The sequence below is a fragment of the Nitrosospira sp. Nsp2 genome (assembly GCF_003050965.1).
Classification (GTDB): Bacteria; Pseudomonadota; Gammaproteobacteria; order Burkholderiales; family Nitrosomonadaceae; genus Nitrosospira.
The window spans coordinates 584,544-609,085 of the sequence record NZ_QAOU01000001.1 but is presented as its reverse complement, the minus strand read 5'-3'; the positions used below and the strand labels follow the sequence as shown (position 1 = coordinate 609,085).

The 24,542-nt window shown below is 55.5% G+C and carries 22 protein-coding genes; 16 read left to right on the top strand and 6 right to left on the bottom strand.

Going from position 1 to position 24,542, the window contains the following annotated elements:
* Positions 1–328 precede the first annotated feature (328 nt).
* From C8R31_RS02690 to recO, 11 genes are all read left to right on the top strand, one after another.
* Complete coding sequence (locus C8R31_RS02690; RefSeq protein WP_258192504.1) at positions 329–682, top strand: four-helix bundle copper-binding protein; 354 nt, start codon at positions 329–331, stop codon at positions 680–682.
* 447 nt (positions 683–1,129) lie between these two features.
* Positions 1,130–1,732: an RNA polymerase sigma factor RpoE gene (gene rpoE, locus C8R31_RS02685; RefSeq protein WP_107692506.1), complete on the top strand. Its 603-nt coding sequence runs from the start codon at positions 1,130–1,132 to the stop codon at positions 1,730–1,732.
* Between the two features lies 1 nt (position 1,733).
* Positions 1,734–2,285 carry a sigma-E factor negative regulatory protein gene (locus C8R31_RS02680; protein WP_107692505.1) on the top strand — a complete coding sequence of 184 codons (552 nt, stop codon included), beginning with the start codon at positions 1,734–1,736 and terminating at the stop codon, positions 2,283–2,285.
* Entirely contained in the window at positions 2,282–3,271 is a 990-nt protein-coding gene (locus tag C8R31_RS02675; protein WP_107692504.1) for a MucB/RseB C-terminal domain-containing protein, read from the top strand. The genes C8R31_RS02680 and C8R31_RS02675 overlap by 4 nt, the downstream gene beginning before the upstream one ends.
* Positions 3,272–3,557: 286 nt before the next feature.
* Positions 3,558–4,964 (top strand): DegQ family serine endoprotease, encoded by a 1,407-nt coding sequence (locus C8R31_RS02670; protein WP_107692503.1) that lies wholly within the window; start codon positions 3,558–3,560, stop codon positions 4,962–4,964.
* Positions 4,951–5,253: a glutaredoxin family protein gene (locus C8R31_RS02665; RefSeq protein WP_258192503.1), complete on the top strand. Its 303-nt coding sequence runs from the start codon at positions 4,951–4,953 to the stop codon at positions 5,251–5,253. The genes C8R31_RS02670 and C8R31_RS02665 overlap by 14 nt, the downstream gene beginning before the upstream one ends.
* A gap of 150 nt (positions 5,254–5,403) precedes the next feature.
* The gene (gene lepA / locus C8R31_RS02660; RefSeq protein WP_107692501.1) at positions 5,404–7,197 is read left to right on the top strand and encodes a translation elongation factor 4; all 1,794 of its coding nucleotides are present in this window, start codon (positions 5,404–5,406) and stop codon (positions 7,195–7,197) included.
* Positions 7,198–7,286: 89 nt separating this feature from the next.
* Entirely contained in the window at positions 7,287–8,090 is an 804-nt protein-coding gene (gene lepB / locus C8R31_RS02655; protein ID WP_107692810.1) for a signal peptidase I, read from the top strand.
* A gap of 153 nt (positions 8,091–8,243) precedes the next feature.
* The gene (rnc, locus tag C8R31_RS02650) at positions 8,244–8,921 is read left to right on the top strand and encodes a ribonuclease III (protein WP_181320357.1); all 678 of its coding nucleotides are present in this window, start codon (positions 8,244–8,246) and stop codon (positions 8,919–8,921) included.
* Positions 8,922–9,059: 138 nt separating this feature from the next.
* A complete protein-coding gene (era, locus tag C8R31_RS02645; RefSeq protein ID WP_107692500.1) occupies positions 9,060–9,974 on the top strand; it encodes a GTPase Era in 915 nt (304 codons plus the stop codon).
* A gap of 23 nt (positions 9,975–9,997) precedes the next feature.
* The gene (recO, locus tag C8R31_RS02640; protein WP_107692499.1) at positions 9,998–10,720 is read left to right on the top strand and encodes a DNA repair protein RecO; all 723 of its coding nucleotides are present in this window, start codon (positions 9,998–10,000) and stop codon (positions 10,718–10,720) included.
* Positions 10,721–10,806: 86 nt separating this feature from the next.
* Here recO and C8R31_RS02635 read toward each other — a convergent pair whose 3' ends face one another.
* From C8R31_RS02635 to C8R31_RS02615, 4 genes are all read right to left on the bottom strand, one after another.
* Entirely contained in the window at positions 10,807–11,697 is an 891-nt protein-coding gene (locus tag C8R31_RS02635; protein WP_107692498.1) for a diguanylate cyclase, read from the bottom strand.
* A gap of 12 nt (positions 11,698–11,709) precedes the next feature.
* Positions 11,710–15,048: a response regulator gene (locus tag C8R31_RS02630; RefSeq protein WP_107692497.1), complete on the bottom strand. Its 3,339-nt coding sequence runs from the start codon at positions 15,046–15,048 to the stop codon at positions 11,710–11,712.
* A gap of 582 nt (positions 15,049–15,630) precedes the next feature.
* Complete coding sequence (locus C8R31_RS02620; RefSeq protein WP_107692809.1) at positions 15,631–16,476, bottom strand: PA4780 family RIO1-like protein kinase; 846 nt, start codon at positions 16,474–16,476, stop codon at positions 15,631–15,633.
* 83 nt (positions 16,477–16,559) lie between these two features.
* Positions 16,560–17,468: a universal stress protein gene (locus C8R31_RS02615; RefSeq protein WP_258192502.1), complete on the bottom strand. Its 909-nt coding sequence runs from the start codon at positions 17,466–17,468 to the stop codon at positions 16,560–16,562.
* 1,042 nt (positions 17,469–18,510) lie between these two features.
* On the opposite strand from C8R31_RS02615, the gene pdxJ reads away from it, so the two are divergent.
* From pdxJ to C8R31_RS02595, 4 genes are all read left to right on the top strand, one after another.
* Positions 18,511–19,236: a pyridoxine 5'-phosphate synthase gene (gene pdxJ, locus C8R31_RS02610; RefSeq protein ID WP_107692495.1), complete on the top strand. Its 726-nt coding sequence runs from the start codon at positions 18,511–18,513 to the stop codon at positions 19,234–19,236.
* Positions 19,233–19,610 carry a holo-ACP synthase gene (gene acpS / locus C8R31_RS02605; RefSeq protein WP_107692494.1) on the top strand — a complete coding sequence of 126 codons (378 nt, stop codon included), beginning with the start codon at positions 19,233–19,235 and terminating at the stop codon, positions 19,608–19,610. The genes pdxJ and acpS overlap by 4 nt, the downstream gene beginning before the upstream one ends.
* 4 nt (positions 19,611–19,614) lie before the next feature.
* Entirely contained in the window at positions 19,615–20,667 is a 1,053-nt protein-coding gene (nagZ, locus tag C8R31_RS02600) for a beta-N-acetylhexosaminidase (RefSeq protein WP_107692493.1), read from the top strand.
* 253 nt (positions 20,668–20,920) lie between these two features.
* On the top strand, positions 20,921–21,358 hold the full coding sequence (locus C8R31_RS02595; protein WP_107692492.1) for an Hsp20/alpha crystallin family protein: 438 nt from the start codon (positions 20,921–20,923) through the stop codon (positions 21,356–21,358).
* 168 nt (positions 21,359–21,526) lie between these two features.
* On the opposite strand, the gene C8R31_RS02590 is transcribed toward C8R31_RS02595, so the two are convergent.
* Together C8R31_RS02590 and C8R31_RS16410 are read right to left on the bottom strand one after the other, a co-directional pair.
* Positions 21,527–23,437, bottom strand: coding sequence for a glycosyltransferase family 39 protein (locus C8R31_RS02590; RefSeq protein ID WP_258192501.1), 1,911 nt, complete (start codon positions 23,435–23,437; stop codon positions 21,527–21,529).
* Positions 23,434–23,640 (bottom strand): hypothetical protein, encoded by a 207-nt coding sequence (locus C8R31_RS16410; protein WP_258192500.1) that lies wholly within the window; start codon positions 23,638–23,640, stop codon positions 23,434–23,436. The genes C8R31_RS02590 and C8R31_RS16410 overlap by 4 nt, the downstream gene beginning before the upstream one ends.
* A 434-nt stretch (positions 23,641–24,074) precedes the next feature.
* Between C8R31_RS16410 and C8R31_RS02585 the strand changes: the two genes are divergently transcribed.
* Entirely contained in the window at positions 24,075–24,452 is a 378-nt protein-coding gene (locus C8R31_RS02585) for an exosortase system-associated protein, TIGR04073 family (RefSeq protein ID WP_107692491.1), read from the top strand.
* Positions 24,453–24,542: the final 90 nt, after the last annotated feature.

Genomic DNA, 24,542 nt, shown 5'->3' with positions numbered 1-24,542 from the left:
CTGCCCTTTATTTATATAAGGCGATGGGATCTCCGCCGATAAGTTTCCCCCTAGACGGGGATCGCAGTTCGCAGATGAGAGACGCCTGCCGCAGCGAGAAAGCTGATGCACACGCCCTGCCGGCACCCAGTGAGGATAAAGGTTTGCGGATTACGTCGCGGTTCCGTCGGGTAGCGAACAGAATGCACCCAGTCATGCGCGCACATTATTGCGTCACCGCCATGTATTCACCCGGCCAAAAGACCCAAGTCTGGCCCGAAGTCTGCCTGGAGGCTGCGGAAACCTCCTAACTCAGCGGAATCCATTTAACTGCCCCCAAGGAGCTGTCATGGCACTTTCTATGAATACCAGCCAGAACATTGACTCATGCATTGACGTTTGTAATAGCTGTCACCAGATCTGTTTACAGACGGCGATGACTTATTGCCTCGAATCGGGAGGCGAGCACGTCGAGCCCGAGCATTTACGTCTGATGATGAGCTGCGCTGAAATATGCCAGACCGCATCAAATTTCATGTTGAGCGGTTCCAGGTTCAGCGAGCAGATTTGCCGAGTTTGTACCGAAATATGCGATGCCTGCGCGGAAAGCTGCGAGAAGATCGGGGACATGGAAGAATGCGCGAGTGCATGCCGTGACTGCGCCGAGAGCTGCCGCAACATGGGGGGCGATGCAACTAGCTGATCCCTATAAGCCGCGGAGAAAGCCGATCGGGACGATTTTTCCCGTTCACAAAATCAGTACAGGAAGCCTTCTTCAATACTCCCAGCGGCGCCATGACTGGCCACACGGATCAGCTGTAATTGCTGAAGCTTTCCGTGCACGGCGATAGGGGGCTGGACGACCTGCGGGGGCCGTGTTCGCCCGCGCCGATTTTATAATTTCGCCGGGTCGCGAGAGGCCTTGAGTTCACTTGCAAAACGTTAAAAAGATGCGACTGCTCTATCCGTGGAATAACCACGTTTTCAACTGAACTAATTTATACTATGCATTGTCTCTGTACACAGATCACGGATATTAAGCCTGGAGCGCGTCATTCCCCGATGGACCCTTGAACGGGTATACTTGGCTGAGCTGCATGATATTGCAGCAATTGCAAGTTAAGAATCATCAATTCAGGGATTAGGCGGCATGGGTGACCGGGAAATTGATCAACAACTGGTGGAGCGCGCGCAGCATGGCGATAAACAGGCGTTCGATCTTTTGGTGGTCAAATACCAGCGCAAGCTTGCACGATTGCTTTCGCAATTTATCCGGGATTCAACGGAAGTCGAAGACGTTACCCAGGAGGCTTTTATCAAGGCGTACCGGGCTCTGCCGTCATTCCGTGGAGACAGCGCCTTTTATACCTGGTTGTACAGGATTGGCATTAATACGGCGAAGAATTTTCTTGTGGCTCAGGGCCGGCGCGCGCCAACTACCACGGCTGGATTCGATAACGAAGATGCCGAGGGATTTGAGGAAGCGAGCCAGTTGCGAGAAATGAACACGCCGGAGAGTGAACTGACAAGCAAGCAGATCGCTCAAACAGTGAACCAGACGCTGGAAGAATTGCCTGAAGAGTTGCGGACGGCAATTACGCTAAGAGAAATAGAAGGACTGAGTTACGAGGAAATTGCGGAAATCATGAATTGCCCCATTGGTACGGTCCGGTCGCGCATATTTCGCGCTCGGGAAGCGATAGCGGAAAAACTACGGCCCTTGCTGGGGACCGGCAAAGACAAGAGGTGGTAGCATGCAGGAAAAAATATCGGCGTTAATGGATGGTGAGCTAAGTGAGGAAGACGCGGCAAGCGTAATCCGGGAATTCGAGGCTACAGACGGTCTCCGGGACCAGTGGGCGGTGTATCATCTGATCAGTGATGTTCTGGAGCATTCCGAGGCAAGACAAACTGACGTTTCGCGGCGTGTGAGCGCAAGATTGGCTGCGGAACCCCTGATCCCTGCGACGCCGAACGTGACGGTGCTTCGTCCGAAGGCAAAGCGCAAGCCTGTCGCTTATGCGGCCGCTGCCTCGATAGCCGCGGTTTTTGCCGCGGGCTGGATGAGTTTGCAAACGACGCAAGCACCCAATCCATTGCAGCAAAATCTTGCTGACGCCCGGCCCACTCCCGTCAACGCGATACCTGTCATACCAGCTGCGGCAACTCCGGTTACCGCATCCGCTCCAGTTCAAATGAATGATTACCTCCTGGCGCACAGAGAGTTTTCGCCTAGTACCGCAATGCATGGCGCAGCGCCTTATACGCGTACGGTAGCCCAGTCGCGCGAACATTTCGGCAGATGACACGAGTTGCACTGGCTGCCCTGTTGCTGCTAAGCACCAGCGGTCAGCCTTTATTCGCTCAAAACCCGTCCAGTTCATCCCAAGAAGCATTAGGCTGGCTGCAAAAAGTCGCTGCAGCGCCTCGCCAGCATAACTACGTCGGCACTTTTGTCTATTCGTCCGGCAGCGAGATTGAAACCTCTCGGATCGTCCATCTGGTAAACGAGGAAGGGGAGCAGGAAAGAAGCGAGGTTCTCGACGGCTCGCCACGTGAGATTGTCCGCAACAATGACGAGATGAGATGCTATTTGCCGGACACCAAGACCGTTGTCACCGAAAAGCGCTGGCTGCGAAAGGTTTTTCCGGCACTGCTTCCCCAGCCGTTGAGCAACCTCGATGACAACTACATTGTGAAAATGGGCGGAGTGGAACGCGTCAGCGACTACCTCTGCCAGGTCATCGAGCTGGAACCCAGGGACGACAAGCGCTATGGGCAAAAGCTGTGGGTGGATACCGAAACCGGTTTGCTGCTGAAAGCCGCGGTGATGGACAAGGACCGGGTAGTGGAACAGTTCGTGTTCACGGACCTGAAAATCGGCGGCAAGATAGACAAGGAATTGTTGAAATCCAGATATGCGGGAAAGGCTGCCGGATGGCACAACACCAACCTGGTATCGTCGACGATCAAAAGCGGACAACTCGGCTGGCAAGTCAAGGATCCGCCCCCGGGGTTCAAAAAGATCATTGAAATGAAGCGCAATCTTTCTGAAAAATCGAGGCCTGTAGCGCATATTGCGCTTTCGGATGGCCTTGCCGCCGTGTCGGTATTCATCGAGCCTGTTTCGAAGCAATTCACGCCGCCGGCCGAGGGGCTTTACCACAGCCGCGGAGCGATCAATATCTATACCCGCACCATGGCAGACAACGTCATCACTACGGTAGGCGAGGTGCCCCCGGCTACAGTCATGCAGATTGGAAACTCTGTGGCCACCCACAAAACCGATTGACGAGTCCTGCGAAGCCCATTGGCATAAACCCCTTGCCTGAGCCACCTTCCCCGCCCCCGTGCACGAACCGCTGGATATTTCGACCCTCGAGCATTACAACCCTCGGCACTTCAGTTCCATGCGAGGATTAGTCGGCCCCGTTTCAGATCAGTATCACCCTTGAACAGTGCAATACACCCTGCATATAGACTATAGTTGCGCTATAAAGCGCGGAGTGAGCGGGGATAGACATTTTTCTAGTCCCTAATACCCGGCTTGCAGTTTTATTTCCCATGAAAGGTAGAGAATGATACTCAAATTTTTTCTTGTGGCGTTGTTCGGTTTATCTACTGCCGTTTCGGCGCAACCCGGAGATCTGCCCAATTTTACCGATCTGGTTGAAAGGGAGGGCTCCGCCGTGGTGAATATCAGCACGGTCCAGGCTCCCAGCATGGGCACCCGGACTTTCCCCGGGATGCCGAATATTCCGGAGGATGATCCCTTCTTCGAGTTCTTCCGACGCTACGCTCCTCCCCATGGAATGCCCAAAGATTTCGAGTCGAAATCGCTGGGTTCGGGCTTCATTATCAGTTCGGACGGTTATATTCTGACCAATACCCATCTGGTGGATACGGCCGACGAAATAAATGTGAAACTGACGGACAAGCGCGAATTCCGCGCCAAACTGATCGGAGCCGACCGGAGAACGGATATCGCGCTCCTGAAGATTGATGCCACGGGTCTGCCCAAGGTCACCCAAGGCGATCCCGAAAAGCTCAAGGTTGGCGAGTGGGTCGTGGCTATCGGCGCGCCCTTTGGGTTCGAGAACAGCGTTACAGCGGGTATTGTCAGCGCCAAAGGTCGCTCTCTGGCGCAGGAAAACTTCGTGCCCTTCATCCAGACCGATGTGGCCATCAATCCCGGCAATTCGGGCGGTCCTTTATTCAATATGAAGGGGGAAGTAGTCGGCATCAATTCGCAGATTTATAGTCGCACCGGTGGATTCATGGGCTTGTCATTCGCCATACCCATCGACGTCGCCACCGAAATTTCCAACCAGTTGATCGCGAGCGGCAAAGTAAGCCGCGGCAGAATTGGGGTCCTGATTCAGGAAGTAACCAAGGAACTGGCGGAATCCTTTGGCTTACCCAAGGCAAGCGGAGCACTGGTCGCGTCTGTGCAGAAAGGCGGTCCCGCAGAGAAAGCAGGGATTGAGCCGCGAGACGTCATTCTGAAATTTGACGGTAAAACGGTAACCAGCTCAGGTGATTTGCCCCGTATCGTAGGCGCAACAAAGCCGGGGTCGAAGGTCCAGGTACAGGTATGGCGAAACGGCGCCACCAAAGACATCGCGGTCACGGTGGACGAGCTTCCGCCTGATGAGAAAGCCGCCGGGCGCGGCGGCAAGCGCGGGAAAGCCCCGGATACCAACCGAATCGGGTTGAGCCTGAGCGAACTCACTTCGGAACAGAAGAAACAGCTGGAGGTGGACAACGGCCTGCTGGTAGAGGATATGGGGCCGGGCATTGCCGCCCGCGCCGGCGTCCGCCCAGGCGACGTGATTCTCAGCATCAACAACCAGGATGTAAAAACTGTCGAGGAATTTAACCAATTGCTTAACAAGGCTCCGAAAGGACGAAACATCGCGCTCCTGGTACGGCGCGGCGATACCACCACCTTCATTACCATGAAAGTAAACGGTGACAACAAGTAAGCCGGTAACAAATCCCGCTCCAGGCCCTGTTCCCGGCGACAGCCCCATCGAATTGATGGTTTATGCCCGGGAACACTGCCATCTTTGCGAGAACATGATTGCCGCGCTGCGGCAATTGCAGGCGCGGCTCCCGTTTCGCCTCGATGTGACGGACGTGGACAGCGACGACGATCTTCGGCTGCGTTATGGCGAACGAGTTCCAGTGCTGGTGGCGAAGGGCGGGGAGGAGATTTGTCACTATCATCTCGATCGGAATGCGCTAGATGCTTATTTAGCCAAAATTCGCTAGAATGCGCACTTCTCGAATAAAGAAGGTTGCCGAATCTGTGCGGGGTCCTGCGGGACTGCGCCCCAGAGATTCAAGAGGGCACGGCACGTGCCCTTTTTAATTGTTCCCAGTCAGCCCCCATAGCCTTCCTCGATCATTCTCCAGTCCCCGATGCACCATATTCGAAATTTCTCCATCATTGCCCACATTGATCATGGCAAATCCACCCTGGCGGACCGCATCATTCATTTGTGCGGCGGCCTGTCGGATCGGGAAATGGAGGAGCAGGTGCTGGATTCCATGGACTTGGAGCGGGAGCGTGGCATTACCATCAAGGCCCAGACGGCTGCGCTGGAGTACAAGTCGCGCGACGGCAACCAGTACTTGCTGAACCTGATCGACACTCCCGGCCACGTCGATTTCTCATACGAAGTATCACGCTCGCTGGCGGCATGCGAAGGCGCTCTGCTGGTGGTCGATGCATCGCAGGGCGTAGAGGCCCAGACGGTCGCCAATTGCTACACCGCCATCGAACAGGGTGTCGAGGTGGTGCCGGTATTGAACAAGATCGATTTGCCAGCAGCCGAACCTGATCGCGTGATCAAGGAAATCGAAGACATAATCGGCATAGACGCACAGGATGCCCTCCGCGCCAGCGCGAAGACCGGCGAGGGTGTGCAGGACATCGTGGAAGCGGTAATCGCACGTATCCCTCCCCCCAGGGGAGATCCTGCCGCCCCGCTGAAAGCCTTGATTATCGATTCATGGTTCGATAATTATGTAGGCGTGGTGATGCTGGTACGGGTGCTGGATGGCGTGCTCAAACCAAAAGACAGGATCATGCTCATGGCCAGCAAGGCCGTTCACCTGTGCGAGCAGATCGGCGTGTTCACGCCCAAATCGAAAACCCGTGACTCCCTCGGCGCCGGCGAGGTCGGTTTCATCATTTCGGGCATCAAGGAACTGAAAACCGCCAAGGTTGGCGATACCGTAACGCTGGCTGACCGTCCTGCCGCCGCACCACTGCTCGGCTTCAAGGAGATAAAACCGCAGGTATTCGCCGGCCTCTACCCTGTGGAATCCAATCAATATGATGCCCTGCGGGATGCGCTTGAGAAACTGAAACTCAACGATTCATCGTTACAGTATGAACCGGAAACGTCGCAAGCCCTGGGCTTCGGTTTCCGCTGCGGCTTCCTCGGGCTACTCCATCTCGATATTGTTCAGGAGCGACTGGAGCGGGAATACGACATGGATCTCATCACCACCGCGCCAACCGTGGTGTATCAGATCGTGTTGCGCGACGGCTCCATGATGGAAATCGAAAATCCCTCCAAATTACCCGACCTCTCTAAAATAGCGGAAATCCGCGAACCGATCATTACCGCCACTATCCTGGTACCCCAGGAATATTTGGGATCGGTTATCACGCTCTGCATCAACAAGCGCGGTGCGCAGAAAAACATGCAATACATGGGCCGGCAGGTAATGCTCACTTATGAACTCCCGCTTAACGAAGTTGTAATGGACTTCTTCGACCGGTTGAAGTCCACCAGCCGCGGATATGCCTCGCTTGATTACGAGTTCAAGGAATTTCGCGCTTCTGATCTGGTCAAGCTGGACATCCTCATTAACAGCGAGAAAGTGGATGCGCTCTCGCTGATCGTGCATCGGAGCAACAGCCAATACCGCGGGCGGGAACTTGCGCAGAAAATGCGCGAATTGATCCCCCGGCAGATGTTCGACATCGCCGTGCAAGCTGCCATCGGCTCCCATATCATTGCCAGGGAAAGTATCAAAGCCTTACGCAAGAACGTGCTCGCCAAATGCTACGGCGGCGACATTAGTCGCAAGCGGAAGCTTCTGGAAAAACAAAAGGCGGGAAAAAAGCGAATGAAACAGGTTGGTAACGTCGAGATCCCGCAGGAAGCTTTTCTTGCAATTTTGCAGGTTGGCGACAAATAGCCATCAGCCCGCTGCACACCCTTGTAATGCCCCGGACTGGGTTTTGTTTAATGCTGGACGGCTTTCTACTCGAAAAATAAGGAATGGCGATGAACTTCCCGCTCATCATGCTGATACTGCTGGTGATAACCGGCGGCATCGCGTTGCTGGACCGCTACGTGCTGAGTCGTCGTCGTGCGCCGGAAGCTCAGGGACCATGGTGGGTGGAGTATCCGAAAAGCTTTTTCCCCGTCATCCTCGTCGTCTTCTGTCTACGCTCCTTCCTGGTGGAGCCTTTCAAGATCCCCTCGGGATCCATGATACCCACGTTACTGGTCGGGGATTTCATCCTCGTGAACAAATACACTTATGGCATCCGGCTGCCGGTGGCGAATGTCAAGGTCCTGGATATCAACGAGCCGAAACGAGGGGAAGTGATGGTGTTCCGGTACCCGGTGAATCCGTCCATGGACTATATCAAACGTATTATCGGCGTGCCCGGCGATACCGTTACCTACCGCGACAAGCGGTTGACCATCAATAATGTTCCGGTGCCGATGGAACCTCAAGGCGAATATACTTACGTGGAATCCGGCCTTAATTACGTCTACAACCGCCGCTTCAGGGAAACGCTTGATGGGCATAAGTACGACACCCTTATTAACCCGGATGCTCCCGATATCCAGCTCGCGGGGGTTCATCCATTTCCGCACCACCAGAATTGCAGCTACGATGACCGCGGATTCACCTGCAAAGTGCCGGAGGGGAACTACTTCACCATGGGCGACAACCGCGACAGCAGCAGCGACAGCCGCTACTGGGGATTCGTTCCCGAACGCAACATTGTGGGCAAGGCCTTCATGATCTGGTGGAATTTCAACGATCTCAAACGCATCGGATTGTCCATTAAATAGCGAGGGCAAGCCTTAATTCGCTCGATGCAGCGGCAGCATAGGTCTCTCGCCCGACTGCGCCGTGCATGGTCGCCCGCCAGGGGCGAAAAACCGGAATAAGCCCGGATGTGGTGAGAATAGGTTCAGAGGTGAATTGCAGGTAAACTTAAGGATATGAACCATGAGGAGTTTTGCCGGAGAATCGGGTACACATTCGATGATCCCGGGTTGCTGCGCCAGGCATTGACTCACCGCAGCCACAGTCTTCCTCACAACGAGCGGCTGGAGTTCCTCGGCGACAGCGTGCTCAACTGCGCGGTCGCGGGCTTGATATTCCGCCATTTTCCCCATCTTACAGAAGGCAATCTCTCGCGGGTTCGCGCCAATCTGGTTAATCAGCAGGCGCTCGCCAACGTCGCGCACATGCTTGAACTCGGAAAGCTGATCAGATTTGGCGAAGGGGAACTTAAAACCGGCGGTGACCGGCGGCCTTCGACGCTCGCCGACGCATTGGAGGCGGTGCTTGGCGCCATCTATCTCGACAGCGGTTTTGCAGCAGCCGAGAAAGTGGTCGTGGCCCTCTTTACCCCCTTGCTGCAAAACCTGGACGAGCGCACGTTGGGAAAAGATCCTAAAACCCTTTTACAGGAATATCTCCAGAGCCGCAGGCTGGCGCTGCCCCAATATTCGGTTATAGCCACCTCGGGCGAGGCTCACCAGCAGCGTTTCACAGTGGAATGCATCATTGCGAAGCCGAGCATGCGCACGGTGGGTGAAGGCGCCTCCCGCCGGCGCGCGGAGCAGGAAGCCGCGAAACAGGCCTATGAACAGTTTTATCCACAGGATGATTAAAAAACCCTTGAACAAGTCCTCCGCGGAGCGTAGTGCTGGCCAAATCGGCATGACCAAAAGGCGCCCCGAAAATAACGGCCGCACCTCTTCCGTTTACATCGGGATAATGTTGGGGGCTTTCATGGATGACCGGCTGCGATGACGGACGACCCTCTGGATCATACTCGTCATTCCGATTACCGCTGCGGCTACGTTGCCATTGTCGGGCAGCCCAATGTCGGCAAATCGACCCTGCTCAACCGGATGGTCGGGCAGAAAATCAGTATTACATCCAAGAAGCCGCAAACCACTCGCCATCGCATCACCGGCATTCTGACGGATGCGGAGTCCCAACTCATTTTCGTCGATACACCCGGCTTCCAGTCACAACACACGAATCGCCTGAACAGCGCGATGAATCGCGTGGTTACCCAAAGTATCCGCGATGTCGACGTGGTGGTGTTTGTAATTGAGGCGATGCATTTCGATAACCGCGACAAGCTGGTAATAAAGCTTCTGCCAGCAAATCGGCCCGTGATTCTCGCCATCAACAAGATTGATCGCGTCACCGATAAATCCCAGCTGCTGCCCTTTCTGGACAAAATGGCAAAGGCGTTCCCCTTCGCGGAGATGGTTCCGGTGTGCGCGGAACAGGGAACACAACTTCCGGAGCTGATCAGCACGATCCGGTCCCGTCTTCCCCTGAATCCGCCCTTTTTCGCCGAAAATGACGTCACCGACCGGGACGAACGTTTCATGGCCGCGGAACTGGTCCGCGAAAAACTGTTTCGTCTGTTGGGCGACGAAATCCCCTACTCCACCAGCGTTGTCGTTGACCGATTCCAAATGGAAGGCGGACTGCGCCAAATTCACTTATCGATCCTCGTGGACAAGCCGAATCAAAAAGCGATCGTTATTGGCAAGGGTGGAGAAAAACTCAAACTGATCGCCACCGCGGCGCGTAAGGATATGGAGGAAAGCTTCGGCGGCAAAGTGTATCTCCAGGTCTGGGTAAAGGTAAAAAGCGGCTGGGCTGACGACGCCCGAACGCTCAGAAGTCTCGGATATGAGTAAAAGTTGTCACGGACGAATAGCGCGTGAGCGTTGATAAGCTGCGCCAAAACGACCAGCCTGCATTTGTGTTGCACACCTATCCCTACCTGGAGACCAGTCTCCTCGTCGAAACTTTCACGCGGAATTTCGGGCGGGTACCGCTGGTGGCGAAAGGTGCCAAGCGTCCCAAATCCGCGCTTCGGGGTGTGCTGCGTGCATTCCAGCCATTGCTGCTCAGCTGGGGGGGAAAGTCGGAACTGAGAACCTTGTATAAAGCCGAATGGCAGGGGGGCCAGCGGCCGTTGCACGGTACGGGGCTGATTTGCGGATTTTACCTCAATGAACTGCTGGTGCGGTTGTTGCATCGCAATGATCCTCACGAGCATCTGTTCGAGTATTACCAGAAGGCGCTGGCTGAGCTGAGTACCCTTGGTGATTATATTCCCATATTGCGCGGCTTCGAACAACGCATGTTGCAGGAACTGGGGTATGCGTTGACGCTTAATCACGATGTTGCATCCGGCAAACCCATCGAGCCGAACCGGGAATACTCTTATGAAATCGAGCGCGGACCGCTGCATGACGGAAACCCTGCGCACGGTCTCGCGATCCTCGGAAAAACGCTTCTGGATATGGAGCGAGGCGATTACTCCGACGCCCTGACCCGGCAGCAAAGCAAGACCCTGATGCGCTACATCCTCAATTATTATCTCGGGGATCAACCGCTGTACACGCGGCAGTTGCTGAAGGAGCTACATCAATTATAAGGCGTGCCAAGGCACGATAGGCTGATGCAAATTACAGCCGGCCAACCGCTTGCGAGGCGATTACCCGTTGGAGGGGATAGTGGTTGTCATGACGTCCTGCCGGCATATTCGACCCGGTTACGACCCGCTTTTTTTGCCCGATAAAGCGCCTCGTCAGCAGCAGCAATGAGACGTCCGGCGTCTCCACCCGCGCCGCCGCTCATCGCCACGCCCAAGCTCACCGTGATTGGAATTTCTCCAGTTTCGCTCATAACGGGCGCCGTGCCGATGGTACGGCGGATTCTTTCGGCCAGCATCAAGGTCTGGCTCCAGTCACAGCCGGATACCGCAATGAGGAATTCCTCGCCGCCATAGCGTCCGATACGGTCATCGGGTCGCAGTGCAAGCTCCATGCGCCGTGCCGCCTCCTGCAATACCTTGTCGCCGGCAGCATGCCCGAGCGTATCGTTAATGCTCTTGAAGTGATCGAGGTCACCCACTATCACGCCGATGCAGGAATTTTGCCGTGCCGCGCGTTGCAGCGCCCGCTGCAGATAGTCTACGATTGCCGCCCGGTTCCATACCCCGGTCAAACGGTCATGCGTGGCTTCGATATGCAGCTTTTTATGCAGCCCGAGTATTCGTTCCGCTACCCGGAGGCGGGCCGCCAGGAGCTCTTCGTCAAAGGGCTTGGTAATGAAATCATCGGCGCCCGCATCCATGCCCTCAAGGTAACTGCCCTTGCTGTCCATCGCTGTGAGGAGTATGACATAAGTATACTGCAGGCTGGGCTCCGCCCGGACCATTCTGCACAGCTCCAGACCGTCCACGTTGGGCATCATCCAGTCAGAGATGAGTAGAGGATAATCGTCCTGCCGCCACGCTTCCCAAGCCTCGTGGCCATCCTCAACCGCCGTTACGTGATGTCCTAAACTCTTCAGCGTGGCGCTGAATAAAAGCCGCGAGGTCGTATCGTCTTCCGCAATAAGAATCTTCATAATAGGGTATCTTTATGGTGGGGTTTTCCCGGGGGGTGAACCACCCGGGTGAATTTTAAGCTCGGCAATTCCGCCTAGTACCCTTTCAAATTCGCCTTCAAGTTGGTCGATCAGTGCTGCGGTCCAACTCATGTCTGCGTCATCTCCGGAGCACTCCAGCTGTTGGGTGATAGCGGCCATGTGCAATGCTCCCACGTTCGCGCTCGCGCCTCTGAGCGCGTGCGCGGCCTTGCGCATCAACTCGGAATCGCGCTCGCCTGACGCCTTCCGCAAAGCGCGAATACGTTCGACGCTATCGATCACAAACGCCGTAAATATCTGATCCATCAGAGAGGGTTCGGATGCTTCCGCCAGCGCGCGCAAGCGGGCGATTGTTCCGGGATCGAGGGCGGCGGAAATGCCCGATGAAGCCGGGTCACCAGAGGATGAGGCAGTTTCCGTGGCATCAGGGCTGACTGCGCTTCCATGCACTTCTGGTCGGTGTTGTGTATCATTCTTCCGTTCCGCGGTTTTATCTGACACCCAACGATATAATGCAGTGGCGAAGTCCTCCTGTTTGACCGGCTTGCTGATGTAATCGTCCATGCCGGCGTTCAGGCAGCGTTCCTGATCGCCCTGCATCACCTGCGCAGTAACGGCTATAATGGGAATATGCTTGCCGTCGGGCTGCCGGCGGATCGCGGCAGTGGCCTCATAACCGTCCATCTGGGGCATTTCGCAATCCATGAAGACAACATCGTAGCGGAAGCGCCTCACCAGATCCGTTGCTTCCCGGCCATTGGCAGCAACATCCACCTCACAGCCCAGATTCCGCAGCATCGTCGCACATACGATCTGGTTTACGGCGTTGTCCTCCGCAAGCAGCACACGGGCGCCGGCAAACGAATAATCCGGACTATGGGCCGTCAGGACCTCGGGAACGGCAGCCAAAGATGACGCGTCACTGATCAGATCCAACGGCTGCTTGCGACAGTGCGCATCCCAAATATCCACGAGGGTCGACATTAACTCGGATTGGCGCGCGGGTTTGACCAGATAAGCCGCAAAGCCGATTTTCTTGAGCCGCTCCCTGACGTCCCCTTCCTGTCCCAGCGAACTGAGCATCACCAACTGGATGTCGCGCAGACGCGGGTCCGCTTTAATGGCCCGGCCCAACATTTCTCCATCCATCTCCGGCATCTGGAAATCGAGGATGGCAATCTGGTACGGGTTGTCCGCAGCGGAAGCGTCGCGCAACGCCCTGAGCGCTTCCCCGGCTGTTGCGCAGCTGCCGATGCGCATTTTCCAGCCGCGAAGCTGCTCTTGCAATACGAGGCGGTTGGCCGAGTTATCATCCACGATCAGCACGCGAACACGTGCCAGGTCGACGCGCGGGGCAGCGGGGACCGGTGGCTCCTTCTGTAACGGCAGGCGCAGGGTAAACCAGAACGTGGATCCAATGCCGACGCGGCTCTTCGCGGCAATGGTGCCACCCATCAATTTTACCAGTTGCTTGCTGATAGCCAGACCGAGGCCGGTACCGCCGTAACGGCGCGTGGTGGAAGAATCCGCCTGTGTAAATTTGTCGAAAAGGGTCTCCAGTTTGCCAGCAGCGATTCCCAGTCCGCTATCTTCGACGCTAATACGAAGCGAGACCTCGTCGTCGCTTAATTCGTCGGTCTCGACATCGATGAGCACGTGCCCCTTTTCCGTGAACTTGATGGCATTATTGGTCAGGTTCGTCAGTATCTGGCGGATGCGTCCTTTGTCTCCGAATACGTATCGCGGGACATCCGGCGGGTAGCGCACGATAACGTTGACGTCTTTTTTTCTGGTCGGCTGCATGGCGATCATGCTCCCCACTTCTTCAACAGTCTGAAGCAAGTCAAAATGGATGGGTGAAATGGTGAGCTTGCCTGCCTCGATTTTGGAGAAATCCAGAATGTCATTGATAATGGTGAGCAAAGTCTCGCCGCTTGCTCGCGCCAGGCTGGCCAACTCGCGCTGTGCCGCGGTTAATGGCGTATTCAAGAGCAGGCCAACCGTGCCAAGCACCCCGTTCATGGGAGTGCGGATCTCGTGACTCATGTTTGCCAGAAATTCGCTTTTCGCCCGGTTGGCCGCCTCAGCTGCTTGGCGGGCGTTTAGCAGCTCGGTCTCGATGTTCTTTCTCGCCGTAATGTCCTGGCCTGAAAAGTACAATTCGCGCACGTCTCGGGTAGCGGCCATATTCCACAACACCCAGCGGGAAGAACCATCCTTGCAGCACATTTGGCATTCGAACGAAACGGGTGTGCCCGTGATTACACTGTCCATCGCTGCCGAGAACATCGGGCGTGAACTGGGAAAAATGAAATCCATGAATGGCTTGGATAGCAGTTCCTCCAGCGAATAGCCGGAAACCCTGGCACAGGCGGGGTTTAGTCGCTTGAAGCGACCCTCGAAGTCGGAAATACCCAGAAAGTTGAGCGACTGGTTAAAATAGCGGTCCCGCTCAGTTTGGGCCGCAATAAAGGCGTGGGACAGATGTCCTATCTCATCATTTGAGTCAATCTCCAACGCCGAGTCGTAGTCCGCCTCCCCGATATGCCGGGTTTCTTCTTCAAGCTGCACCAGATTCTCCACCTTTCGGCGCACGATCCGGTAAGAAAGCCCCAACCAGACAATGAGGCAAATGAGCGTGATGAAAACGCCTGAAATATAGAGGCCCGCCCGGCGCTCGGCAACGACTACTGCCTCCAGCAAGCGCCGGTCCATCAACTCGTAGAATTCGTTTACCGAGCGCAGGATGCCGGCCTTAGCAATGTGGTAGCGCTCGTCGTGCAAGAGGCGGCGCGCCAAATCAGGGTCGGCCTCGGCCTGGATGTAACCGGAATCGGCAGGACTCTCCGTCAACCCTTTCATCGCATTGAACGCCTTGCGCTCCAGCTCCACCAACTGGTTTGATTTGGTTTCGGCCTCGTCAAATTTTGTAAGCTCCGCCGCGGTAAATCCGAACTGTTCCAACTGCGCTCTTAGCGGCAGGCCTTCGCTTGGCTGGGATTCAAAGTCCCGATCCCCCAGAACCAGATCCCAGTAACCGCGCTCGTAGCGCAGTGGACGCGGCTTCTGGCCGTTGCGGATTGCCAGGACGTCCCAGTAGAACTGCTCGAACTTCGGATCGCCGGTCGCCACATAGGTGCGCGCCATGCGCGTCAAATCATCGGAGGACTGGCGCAACTCACCTGCAGCAAGAAAAGAAGCGTAACGAATATTCAGCGCATCATCCAGGTTCCGAATCTCAAGGACGCGGAGTACGATAAAGATCGTAAGCAGCGAGATCAGCACGCCTGTTACAAAGTAAAAGATAAAACTCAATTTCCGGATTGTCATGGCTCTCCTTCCGCGCAGCAGCTAATTTTCAAGGCAAGCGGCGCTTTTTCTTATTTTTCCGACAGGAAATGAGTGATCCGGTTCGGCTTGGTGTTTGCCCGGTTCTTGTCTGCTGCTGGCGTGGTGCATCAGTCCAAAACCGGTAGTTTTGATACGGTATACAACTGAACTACCGTGAAGGTCGGCAGATACACGACGGCCACGGGGCGGCAGTTCATTCAGGAGGCTCCGCTTGTGCGCGGCCGCCCGATTCATCATTTTTCCTCGTACCCCATTAGATAACGGTGGGTGATTTCTGAATAGCTGTAAGTTCTTACAGGTATAAATAGGGTGAGAATTTCAGGGTTCCGGACACACGGCAATCCACGACCGACGGGTACGGCGCGATAATGAGCTAGCGCCCTGTAGGCAGACATATGCGTTGAAAACGCTTCTGCCAGAGCTCGCGGGACACTGCTGGGCCGGCGTTGCCGCGCATCAAGTAAGTGCTCCCTTACAAGCGGGGCGGAAAGCCTGATAGATGGTTTTCTATTCGACTGCTAGCGGGGGTGTGCGCAGGTCGGGCAGGGTGGAGTTTGGCAGCTAACGCGACGTACGATAAAGTTGCCGCGCTTCTTCTTCCTTGAGCGTGTCGTTAATTTCACGCATGACGCTTTTCATGTCGACAGGGTTCTCGGTGCGCTCGAAGTATCCAGTTAAAGCCGTCTCCGGATGCAGCTTACTGCTCTGGTAGAGTGACCAGATCTCCATGCCGTAGTTGGTGGACCGCAACTCAGGCGCAAATTGGCCGAAATAGGTAGCCAGGTTTTCGACATCCCGCAGCAGCATTTGACGGGCCTGGTTATTAGCGGCTGCGTCAACTGCCTGGGGAAGGTCGATAATCACGGGCCCTGCCACGTCGACCAGAACGTTATACCGGGAAAGATCGCCGTGGACAATTCCGGCGCAGAGCATACGCACAACCTGCCTGATCAAAATGTCATGGTATTCGCGAGACAGCTCTGCCGTAAGCACCAGATCATTGAGACGGGGCGCCGCGTTGCCCTCGCTGTCAACCACCAGTTCCATCAGCAGCACCCCTGCATGAAAGTTATACGGCTGGGGCACCCGCACTCCGGCTGAGGCGAGCCGGTACAAGGCATCCACTTCGGCATTTTGCCAGGCCTCTTCCTGCGCTTCGCGACCATAGCGGCTTCCTTTCTCCATGGCTCGCGCGCGTCGGCTGTTTTTTACTTTGCGGCCTTCGGTGTAATCCACGCTTTGGCGGAAACCGCGCTTATTCGCCTCCTTGTACACTTTCGCACAGCGAATCTCTTCCCCGCAGCGCACAACGTAGACGGTGGCCTCCTTGCCGCTCATCAACTGGCGGATGACCTCATCCACAAGACCATCCTGGACCAGCGGCTCGATTCTCTTTGGGATTTTCATCAGTTTTGAATGGCTTTCAACGGTGACAGCGTCCGGGGTCACGCAAAACGATTACCCCCATTTCCATCTTTGACCTCCTATTGCTATTGCGAAGCGCCCGCGGGCTCAACCGGTTCTACCACGAGTACGTCGCAAGGCGCATACTGGATGACCTGCTTTGTGACACCGCCAGGCAGCATATCTTCCCATCCGGCCTCGCCGTGCTTGCCAATAATGATCAGATCAGCTTCCAGCGCTTGCGCTTTTTTCAGGATAACATCGGCTGGAGCCCCCGGCTCCACCACGTGATTCCACGCAACGCCGTCGTTACTCGAACTGGAGACAAGTTCCAGCATCTCATCGCTTTTGCGGGCACTCAACTCAGCGCGATAAGCCTGTATCTTTTCGGGATCGAGTTGTAATCTGGTTACCAGCGGAACCTCAAACGCGTGCAGGACGGTGGCGCTTGCGTGCGGCGCAATATTCCTTGCCATCTCCAACGCTCGCCGCGACAACTCCGAAAAATCCACCGCAATTAGTATCCGTTGATAAGGCGCCTGAGGCTCGTGCCGGACGATTAGTAACGGGCAAGGCAACGTGCGCAACACCTTGTCGACGGTCGAACCCACAAAAAGTTCGCGCACCAACCCGCCACCGTGAGCACCGAGCACCACCAGCCCAGCTTTTAGCAACCTGGCGTAGTGAGCGATTTCGTTATGCGCGCGCCCCACATTCAAGGTCATCGTCATTACCCTGATCCCGTAGCTATCGGACAGCCTGCGTTCAACCTCGGCCAGCTGGCGGCGAGAGGAATCCATCAAGTGCTGCTCGGTATCCACGAGAGGCTCGGCCAGGTGACGCAGCGATTCAAGCGCCAGTCTATCGATGACATGCAGCAGGTCCAGCGATTCGCAACCCAGCTCATGCGCAAGCATGGCGGCGCGCGCTTCGGCGCGAGCCGCCATGGCGGACATATCGGTACCGACGACGATTCGTTTTATGGGCGATATCATTGGTTCTTCCCCGTCTAAATGATTATCTATTCAACTCACATGAAATTGCGCATTATGCCTAGGTCTTCATGCCCCGGATTGCGAGTCTATTGCACTTTCCCATGCGACAGTGGCCCATCATGATGTGGCAGTGGGGCATTTGCTCAAGCGACTCCGACCGGCATCGTAACGGCTTGCCACCTATCGCAAGTATAGATAATACTTGTGTGAATATCAGGTATGCCCCCAGCAGAATCCCCACCATGGCAACCGTTAAAGAAAGCAATGCGGCAGCCATGGAATGGCCAATCGGGAAATAGCCCCTGGTGGACGAGCGCGTACATAAAGCAGATGATTATAAAAAGCCCCCCAGGACGACCACAGAACCGGCGAAGACAAAAATATGGCGCCAAGCGCGCTGGAAGCACAATGGGGCGGAGCAGCCTCATGAGCGTCAGGGGCCGCTGCCGTGAGGTTCAGAAACAGACCAAATCTGGCCATGATACAACCCAAGGCGATTATTGTACGCCCGGTGCGTACCGATGCCGGAAGGGTACGTTCAGTGGTGAAGAAGACGCGCGGGTCCGCTTGTCCGGCTTGCCTTCTTCCTGCATGCATTCATACGACTCCAGCTTGTAGCAACATGATACGCCCCCCCCTGCACACGCGAATTGCGCAAATTGCGCGAGGTAGGAACCCTCCACGCGGAAATCTTGGCTACGGGAAATGTGGATACCTGCAGGTCGGCCTTATCGTCGAACACAAAACTGTACTAGTATAGTCAGTTTTTGCGGGTCGGGCTCGCCATAGTGCGGATACCGTGGCGCGGAGTGACCGACCGCCCCCAGGTTTAACCCGTTCAAAACGCAATGCCGATGCTTCCTTGACCGTCATCGCAGGTCGGCGCGCCTGTCGATTTGTAACGCGGACCCACTTGAATACATTGGATGGAACCCCCCGCACCTGCGGAGGGCAAGCGCCGAGTCGCGACATACGTTATCATCCGCAAATGCCCGCCACAGACTATTCCGGCAGGTGCCGCAACTACAGTTACTAATGAAACATGATAAGACTTGGTGTCAATATTGATCACGTCGCGACGCTGCGACAAGCTCGGCTTACACGTTACCCGGACCCGGTAGAAGCGGCACTGGTCGCCGAATCAGCCGGCGCGGATGCCATTACGCTGCACTTGCGCGAAGACCGCCGCCACATACAGGACAGCGACGTTGAGACCCTGCGGGGTTTGATAAAAACCCGCATGAATCTTGAAAGCGCGGTAACCGATGAGATGACGGACTTCGCCCTGCGTATCAAACCCCAGGACGTTTGCCTGGTGCCGGAACGGCGCGAAGAACTGACGACGGAGGGCGGACTCGACGTGCTGCGCTACTTCGACTCCGTGCAGCGGGCGTGCCGGAAGCTGGCAGCCGCCGGGATTCGCGTATCGCTGTTTATCGATGCCGATCCGGCACAGATCGAGGCGGCGGCGCATGCGGGCGCTCCAGCTATCGAAATACACACAGGCCATTACGCCGATGCGCCAACTGCGGACGAGCAACAAAATGAGCTGACGCGCGTCCGGGCCGCCGTCCGCGAGGGTCTTGCCCGGGGGTTGGCGGTCCATGCCGGGCATGGGCTGCATTACCAGAATGTCCAGGCCATTGCAGGCATCCCCGGCATATCCGAGCTCAATATCGGCCATGCCATTGTAGCGCATGCTTTGTTCGTGGGGTTCCAACAGGCTGTACGGGAAATGAAAAACCTGATGGTGGAAGCCTGCAAATGATTTATGGAATCGGAACGGACCTGGTCGAACCATCGCGCATCGCAAGGCTGCTGGAGAAGTACGGGGAGCGCTTCGCCAAACGTCTGCTCTCCGACGAGGAATGGCCCGAATATTTGAAGAGCGGCCAGCCAGCCATGTTTCTCGCCAAGCGATTTGCCGCCAAGGAAGCCCTCTCCAAGGCCATCGGGACCGGTATGCGCTATCCCGTGAGCTTGAATAAAATCCAGATCAGCCACGATCCTCTGGGGAAACCTTATTTCACCTTCCACCCGGAATTGAACTCACTGGTCAGGAATGCGGGCATCACCAGTCATCATCTCTCAATCAGCGACGAGTTGAACCTTGCCTGTGCATTTGTCATATTAGAAAAATAACATCATGACGCTCGGTCCCATCATGCTCGATCTCGAAGGCACGAAACTCACTGCCGCCGATAAGAGAAAACTTCTGCACCCTGCGGTTGGCGGCGTGATCCTGTTCACCCGCAATTACTCGTCTCTCGCGCAGCTTACGCAACTGACTGCCGAGATTCACTCGCTTCGGACGCCACCGCTGCTTATTGCCGTCGATCATGAAGGCGGCAGAGTACAGCGTTTCCGTACCGACTTCACCCGACTGCCTCCAATGCGGGAACTGGGAAGAATCTGGGATGAACATCCGGGGCAGGCGCGCCACCTCGCGCGCCAGACAGGTTACGTGCTGGCGGCCGAATTGCGCGCGGCGGGTGTGGATTTCAGCTTCACCCCGGTTCTGGATATGGACTACGGCACGAGTTGCGTCATCGGTGATCGTGCCATTCATCGCCAACCCGAAGTGATAGCCGAGCTCGCGCATAGCCTGATGTCAGGGCTGAAGTCGGGCGGCATGAACGCAGTGGGAAAACATTTTCCAGGGCACGGCTGCATCCAGGCTGATTCCCATTTTGAACTGCCGGTTGATCGACGCGCTTACACCGATATTGAAATGAACGACATGGTTCCATTCCGCAAAATGATCGAGCTCGGGCTGATCGGCATTATGCCCGCGCATGTGATTTACCCGGAAGTGGATATTCGCCCGGCCGGATTTTCCGGGGTTTGGTTAAAAAAAATACTTCGCGACGAGCTGGGGTTTGAAGGATGTATTTTCAGCGATGACCTGAACATGGAAGGCGCAGCAATTGCGGGAAATGTCTTGCAACGCGCCGAAAGCGCACTGCAGGCAGGTTGTGACATGGTGCTGATATGCAACAATCCGGAAGCTGCCGCTACCTTGCTCGCGGAGTTACGCTGGGATATCCCTGCCATCAGCCTCGTTCGCCTGGCCCGCATGCATGGGCACCCCCACCCTGAGTCCATCGTCGAGCTGCACGAAAACAGCAAATTTGTTAAAGCAGTACGAGATATCGCGGGTATTGGAATGAGCAGCGGGGAGTTGCCCTTAGGGAACTAAAAGGAAACCTGTGCACAAGTGCTCCGCCGAGCGCGTGAGACTCGGACGTTGCTTCGAATAATACCTGCCGGTTGCCAGATCAGCCACTTCCCCCTGCCGGACCCCGGGAATGGCGTCACCGTCTCTGCCTCGGATGCCTCGGCCTGAACATTTGTATTCCCGTTGCCGAGGTTTGGTTGAAAAAAATTCAAATGCCTCTATATTGAGGAATGAATGCAATTTAATTATTTCAACCACCGACACAGGAGGGAATGTGCCTATTACACGTTATGAACCCTGGAGCTTATTGCATCAATTGCATAAAGAACTGGACCGCGCCCGCGAAGGCTCCAATGGCGACGGATCGACGGCTACCGCGGAGTGGGCGCCTGCTGTCGATATCAAGGAAGATCCCGATAAATTCCTAATACAGGCCGATCTTCCCGGCGTAAAACCTGAAGAAATCGACATCAGCATGGAAGACGGGGTTTTGACGATCAAGGGGGAAAAGAAAACTGAAGCCAAAACCGAAAGGGAAGGCTATAAGCGGGTCGAGCGGACCTATGGCTCGTTTTACCGTCGCTTCAGCTTGCCCGATACCGCGAATCCTGATGCGATATCAGCGAAATCAAATAATGGAGTGCTTGAAATTGTCATTCCCAAACGGGAAGCGGTTCAGCCCAAGAAGATCAATGTCACGTCGGCTGAATAAGACAGGAATGTAGCACGTTAAGGAAGCGTCCGGCATCGTGCCTAAGCTGGGCCATAAACGATTTCGATAAGGATCATAGGGGGCCGTGGCAAGATTGTGTTCCACAAAACGGCCCCTTTCCTTTTTTGTCGCTGAAATCCGAATATCGCCCAGCGGCAAACCCTATATTCAAACAGGATTGTAGCCGTACGCCACGCGATAGTAGATGCGTCGCAGTGGCCTATCGTCCTTGTAAATGACCAGCTCCTGTGTTGGGCCGGGTCGGACCAGCGACGGTGTGATGTTGTCCACACCGTGCACATCATGCTCGAGCTGGTGGGGTTTCATGCCTACCAGAAGGATAGGCCGGGTTGTTGCCGGTTCGGATGGGTACCAGAAATCGTACATCGCGGCGCTTTGATGAAACATATTGCGCGCACGTATCTCCATTGGGTTTGACTTTTGGCCGTAAAAGGACAACGCAGCGGAAACAGACCACTTACTCATGCCCACCACGACGGGTTTTTGACCGGTCTGACGCTGAATCTCTTCCGCCAGCTTCTCGACCTCAGGGGTTGCTTCACGCCAGAAGTAGTGTTCCGTGAAGCCCATATAGGGAACCCCTGGGACCCCGAGGGCAACATAATGCAACGCAACCGCATAGAAAAGCAGGCAAACCGCAATGGTCGGTTTCCAGGCTGCTAACACCCAGCGGCCGATACCCCGCCAATTGCCAGGCTGCCCAATCATCCACGCCATCGCGGGTAAGACCGCAAGCCATACGGGCGCCGTCCAGTGAAATTTGGGCGCCCCGAACAAGCTGAGCGAAAAAAAAGTTGCGAGCGGCACTAGCGCGAACACCCTCATGAACAGGCGCCGCCGCCGCATACCCGGGCTTTGGGAATGGTCTCGTCCCAATAAGGCAAGGCAGGCAGCGACAAAAGCGACCGGCGTCAGCACCAGTAACATATGAATGAACAACCAATGCAATGAAAATTGGTTGCCTATTCCCGTTGCCCGCTGCGACTGGAACAGGATCGATGCCCAGCCATTTTCCACATTCCATATAATCACGGGCGAAAACAGCAGCAATGCGAGGGATGCGGCCAGATAAGGATGAGGGCGGCGGAACCAGCGGCGTGAACCGGGGTCGAGAATGACGAATACAAGCGCCGCGAGCCCGAGGAGACCCAGGGTGTATTTAGAGAGAATTCCGAGACCGAACGCGATCCCCATGCCCAGCCAGGCCGAACGTCTATCAGCCAGCAACGCTCGTTCCATGTAATACAGTGTGGCGGCCCAGGCAGCGACCAGAGGTGGATCTGGTGTCATGAGCGCCGCCGTTACAAAACCCAGCGGCAGCACAGCGAGCAGCAGAACGGCTCGAATGCCTGTCGACTTATCGTACAGGTTACTTGCCAGCGCATACAGGTACGCCATCGCGACCAGTCCACATACGAAGGCGCCGATTCGAACGCCAAACTCATTATCGCCGAATATGGAAGTCCCCAGCCAGATCAGCCACGCAACCATCGGCGGGTGATCGAAAAAGCTCAGGTCCATGTGCTGCGCATAGTTCCAATAGTATGCCTCGTCGGGAATCAGTTGCGCCACGCCCATATAGATCAGTCGTAATAACACCGCAAACGCGACAATCCCGAAAGAGGCGACGCGCCAGCGTGACTCGACCGAAGTGGAACCCGAACCCGCGGAGAGTACGTAGAAGTTGGAGCCAAAATAAAGGATGACAGCAGTCACGGCGACGGCCGGAACAATGGCTATAAATGCGGGCGTTTGCCAGACATAGACAAATAATGCCAATACGCCGCCGCGCATCGATAAGGCAAGCATGCTGGTCAGCGTGAAGCGCCCGAATTGCGACCAGCGAACGCGGGCGCCCTGCTGCGACCATTTCGGGAGTAGAGAGTAATTGATCGCGGCTGCCGGGAGAAAGCTCAGGATATGAGCCAACGCCAGCCCTGCCCCCAGACTGGTGAGCAAAAGAAACAGCAACACGTCAACTACCGCACCCAACAACGCGACCACTGCGAAGCGGCGGCTGCCGGCACTGGCTATAACGGTATCTCCCGCGCGATTCATCGGGCGTTGCGGAAGAGCCATTGATGCGAAATTGCCAGAACAGGATGCGCGTGATCGGGCTTTTCCCCGCATTTCACCAGGCGCACATGCGCGCGTTTTTCCCTGGCGCGAACCCGCCCCACCGCTTCCCCGCCTGAACGGTCGATCACAAAGATCATCTCAAAGCTTTCCGACGGGATGTCAGCCGAAGATAAATGACTCATGAGCGGAGCGATCTCGGCACCACCGTTGAGCGGCGCAGCTGCGACGGAAAACCGTATGGCATTCCGGTTCGCTGTACTGGACGCGTAACCTGCCGGTGACCCTGATAGAGAACATGGCGACAGGAACCCCGCGCCAGCTGGAAATTGGCTTAAAGAACTCACGTGGGTTGTTATTTTCTTGCGAGGTGTCCAGTCATTTCCTGGTTGCAATAAGCGCAGCTGTGACAAGCATGCCGAAGCGTAGCATAATTATTCAAGAGGAGTATGGCTGGAATGCACCAGCGCACGTGACTAAAGCCGTCACCACGCCGAAATCGGCTCCTGGACGACGTTTTATTGCTGAGCGCTTCAATTTTTTAAATGCCGTACCCATATCCTCAACGGTGTGCTAGTATTAGATCGGCTTTAATTTATCAATTAATAGGGAGGTATCGATGAAAAACACGTTTAAATCACTACTGATACTATCTGCGCTTTTTTTCTTTTCGCCACAAGCTGCTATGGCCCACGATTACGTGGAAGGCGTAGGTGATAAGCTGGCTCATGGTATTGCAAACACCGTAACGGGAATTGGGGAAATCCCGAAGAACATCATCATAGAAACCAACGAGAAGGGCCCAGCTTATGGAGTCCCCGTCGGGTTCTTTACCGGTATTTTACACGGAGTCGGGCGCACGTTGACCGGCGTTGTCGATCTGGTGACATTTGTGATCCCCACCAAACCCATTATTGAGCCTGACTTTATCTGGAAAAATTGGGATAAGAAAACCCACTATAACCCCGATTGGAAGTTATCGACGGATACTAAATAATCTTTCGAAACTCATTTATAAAAAAGGGAGCCTCGGCTCCCTTTTTTATGGAGGTTTTGAGGGATCAGGCCATCCGAGACAATATTAATT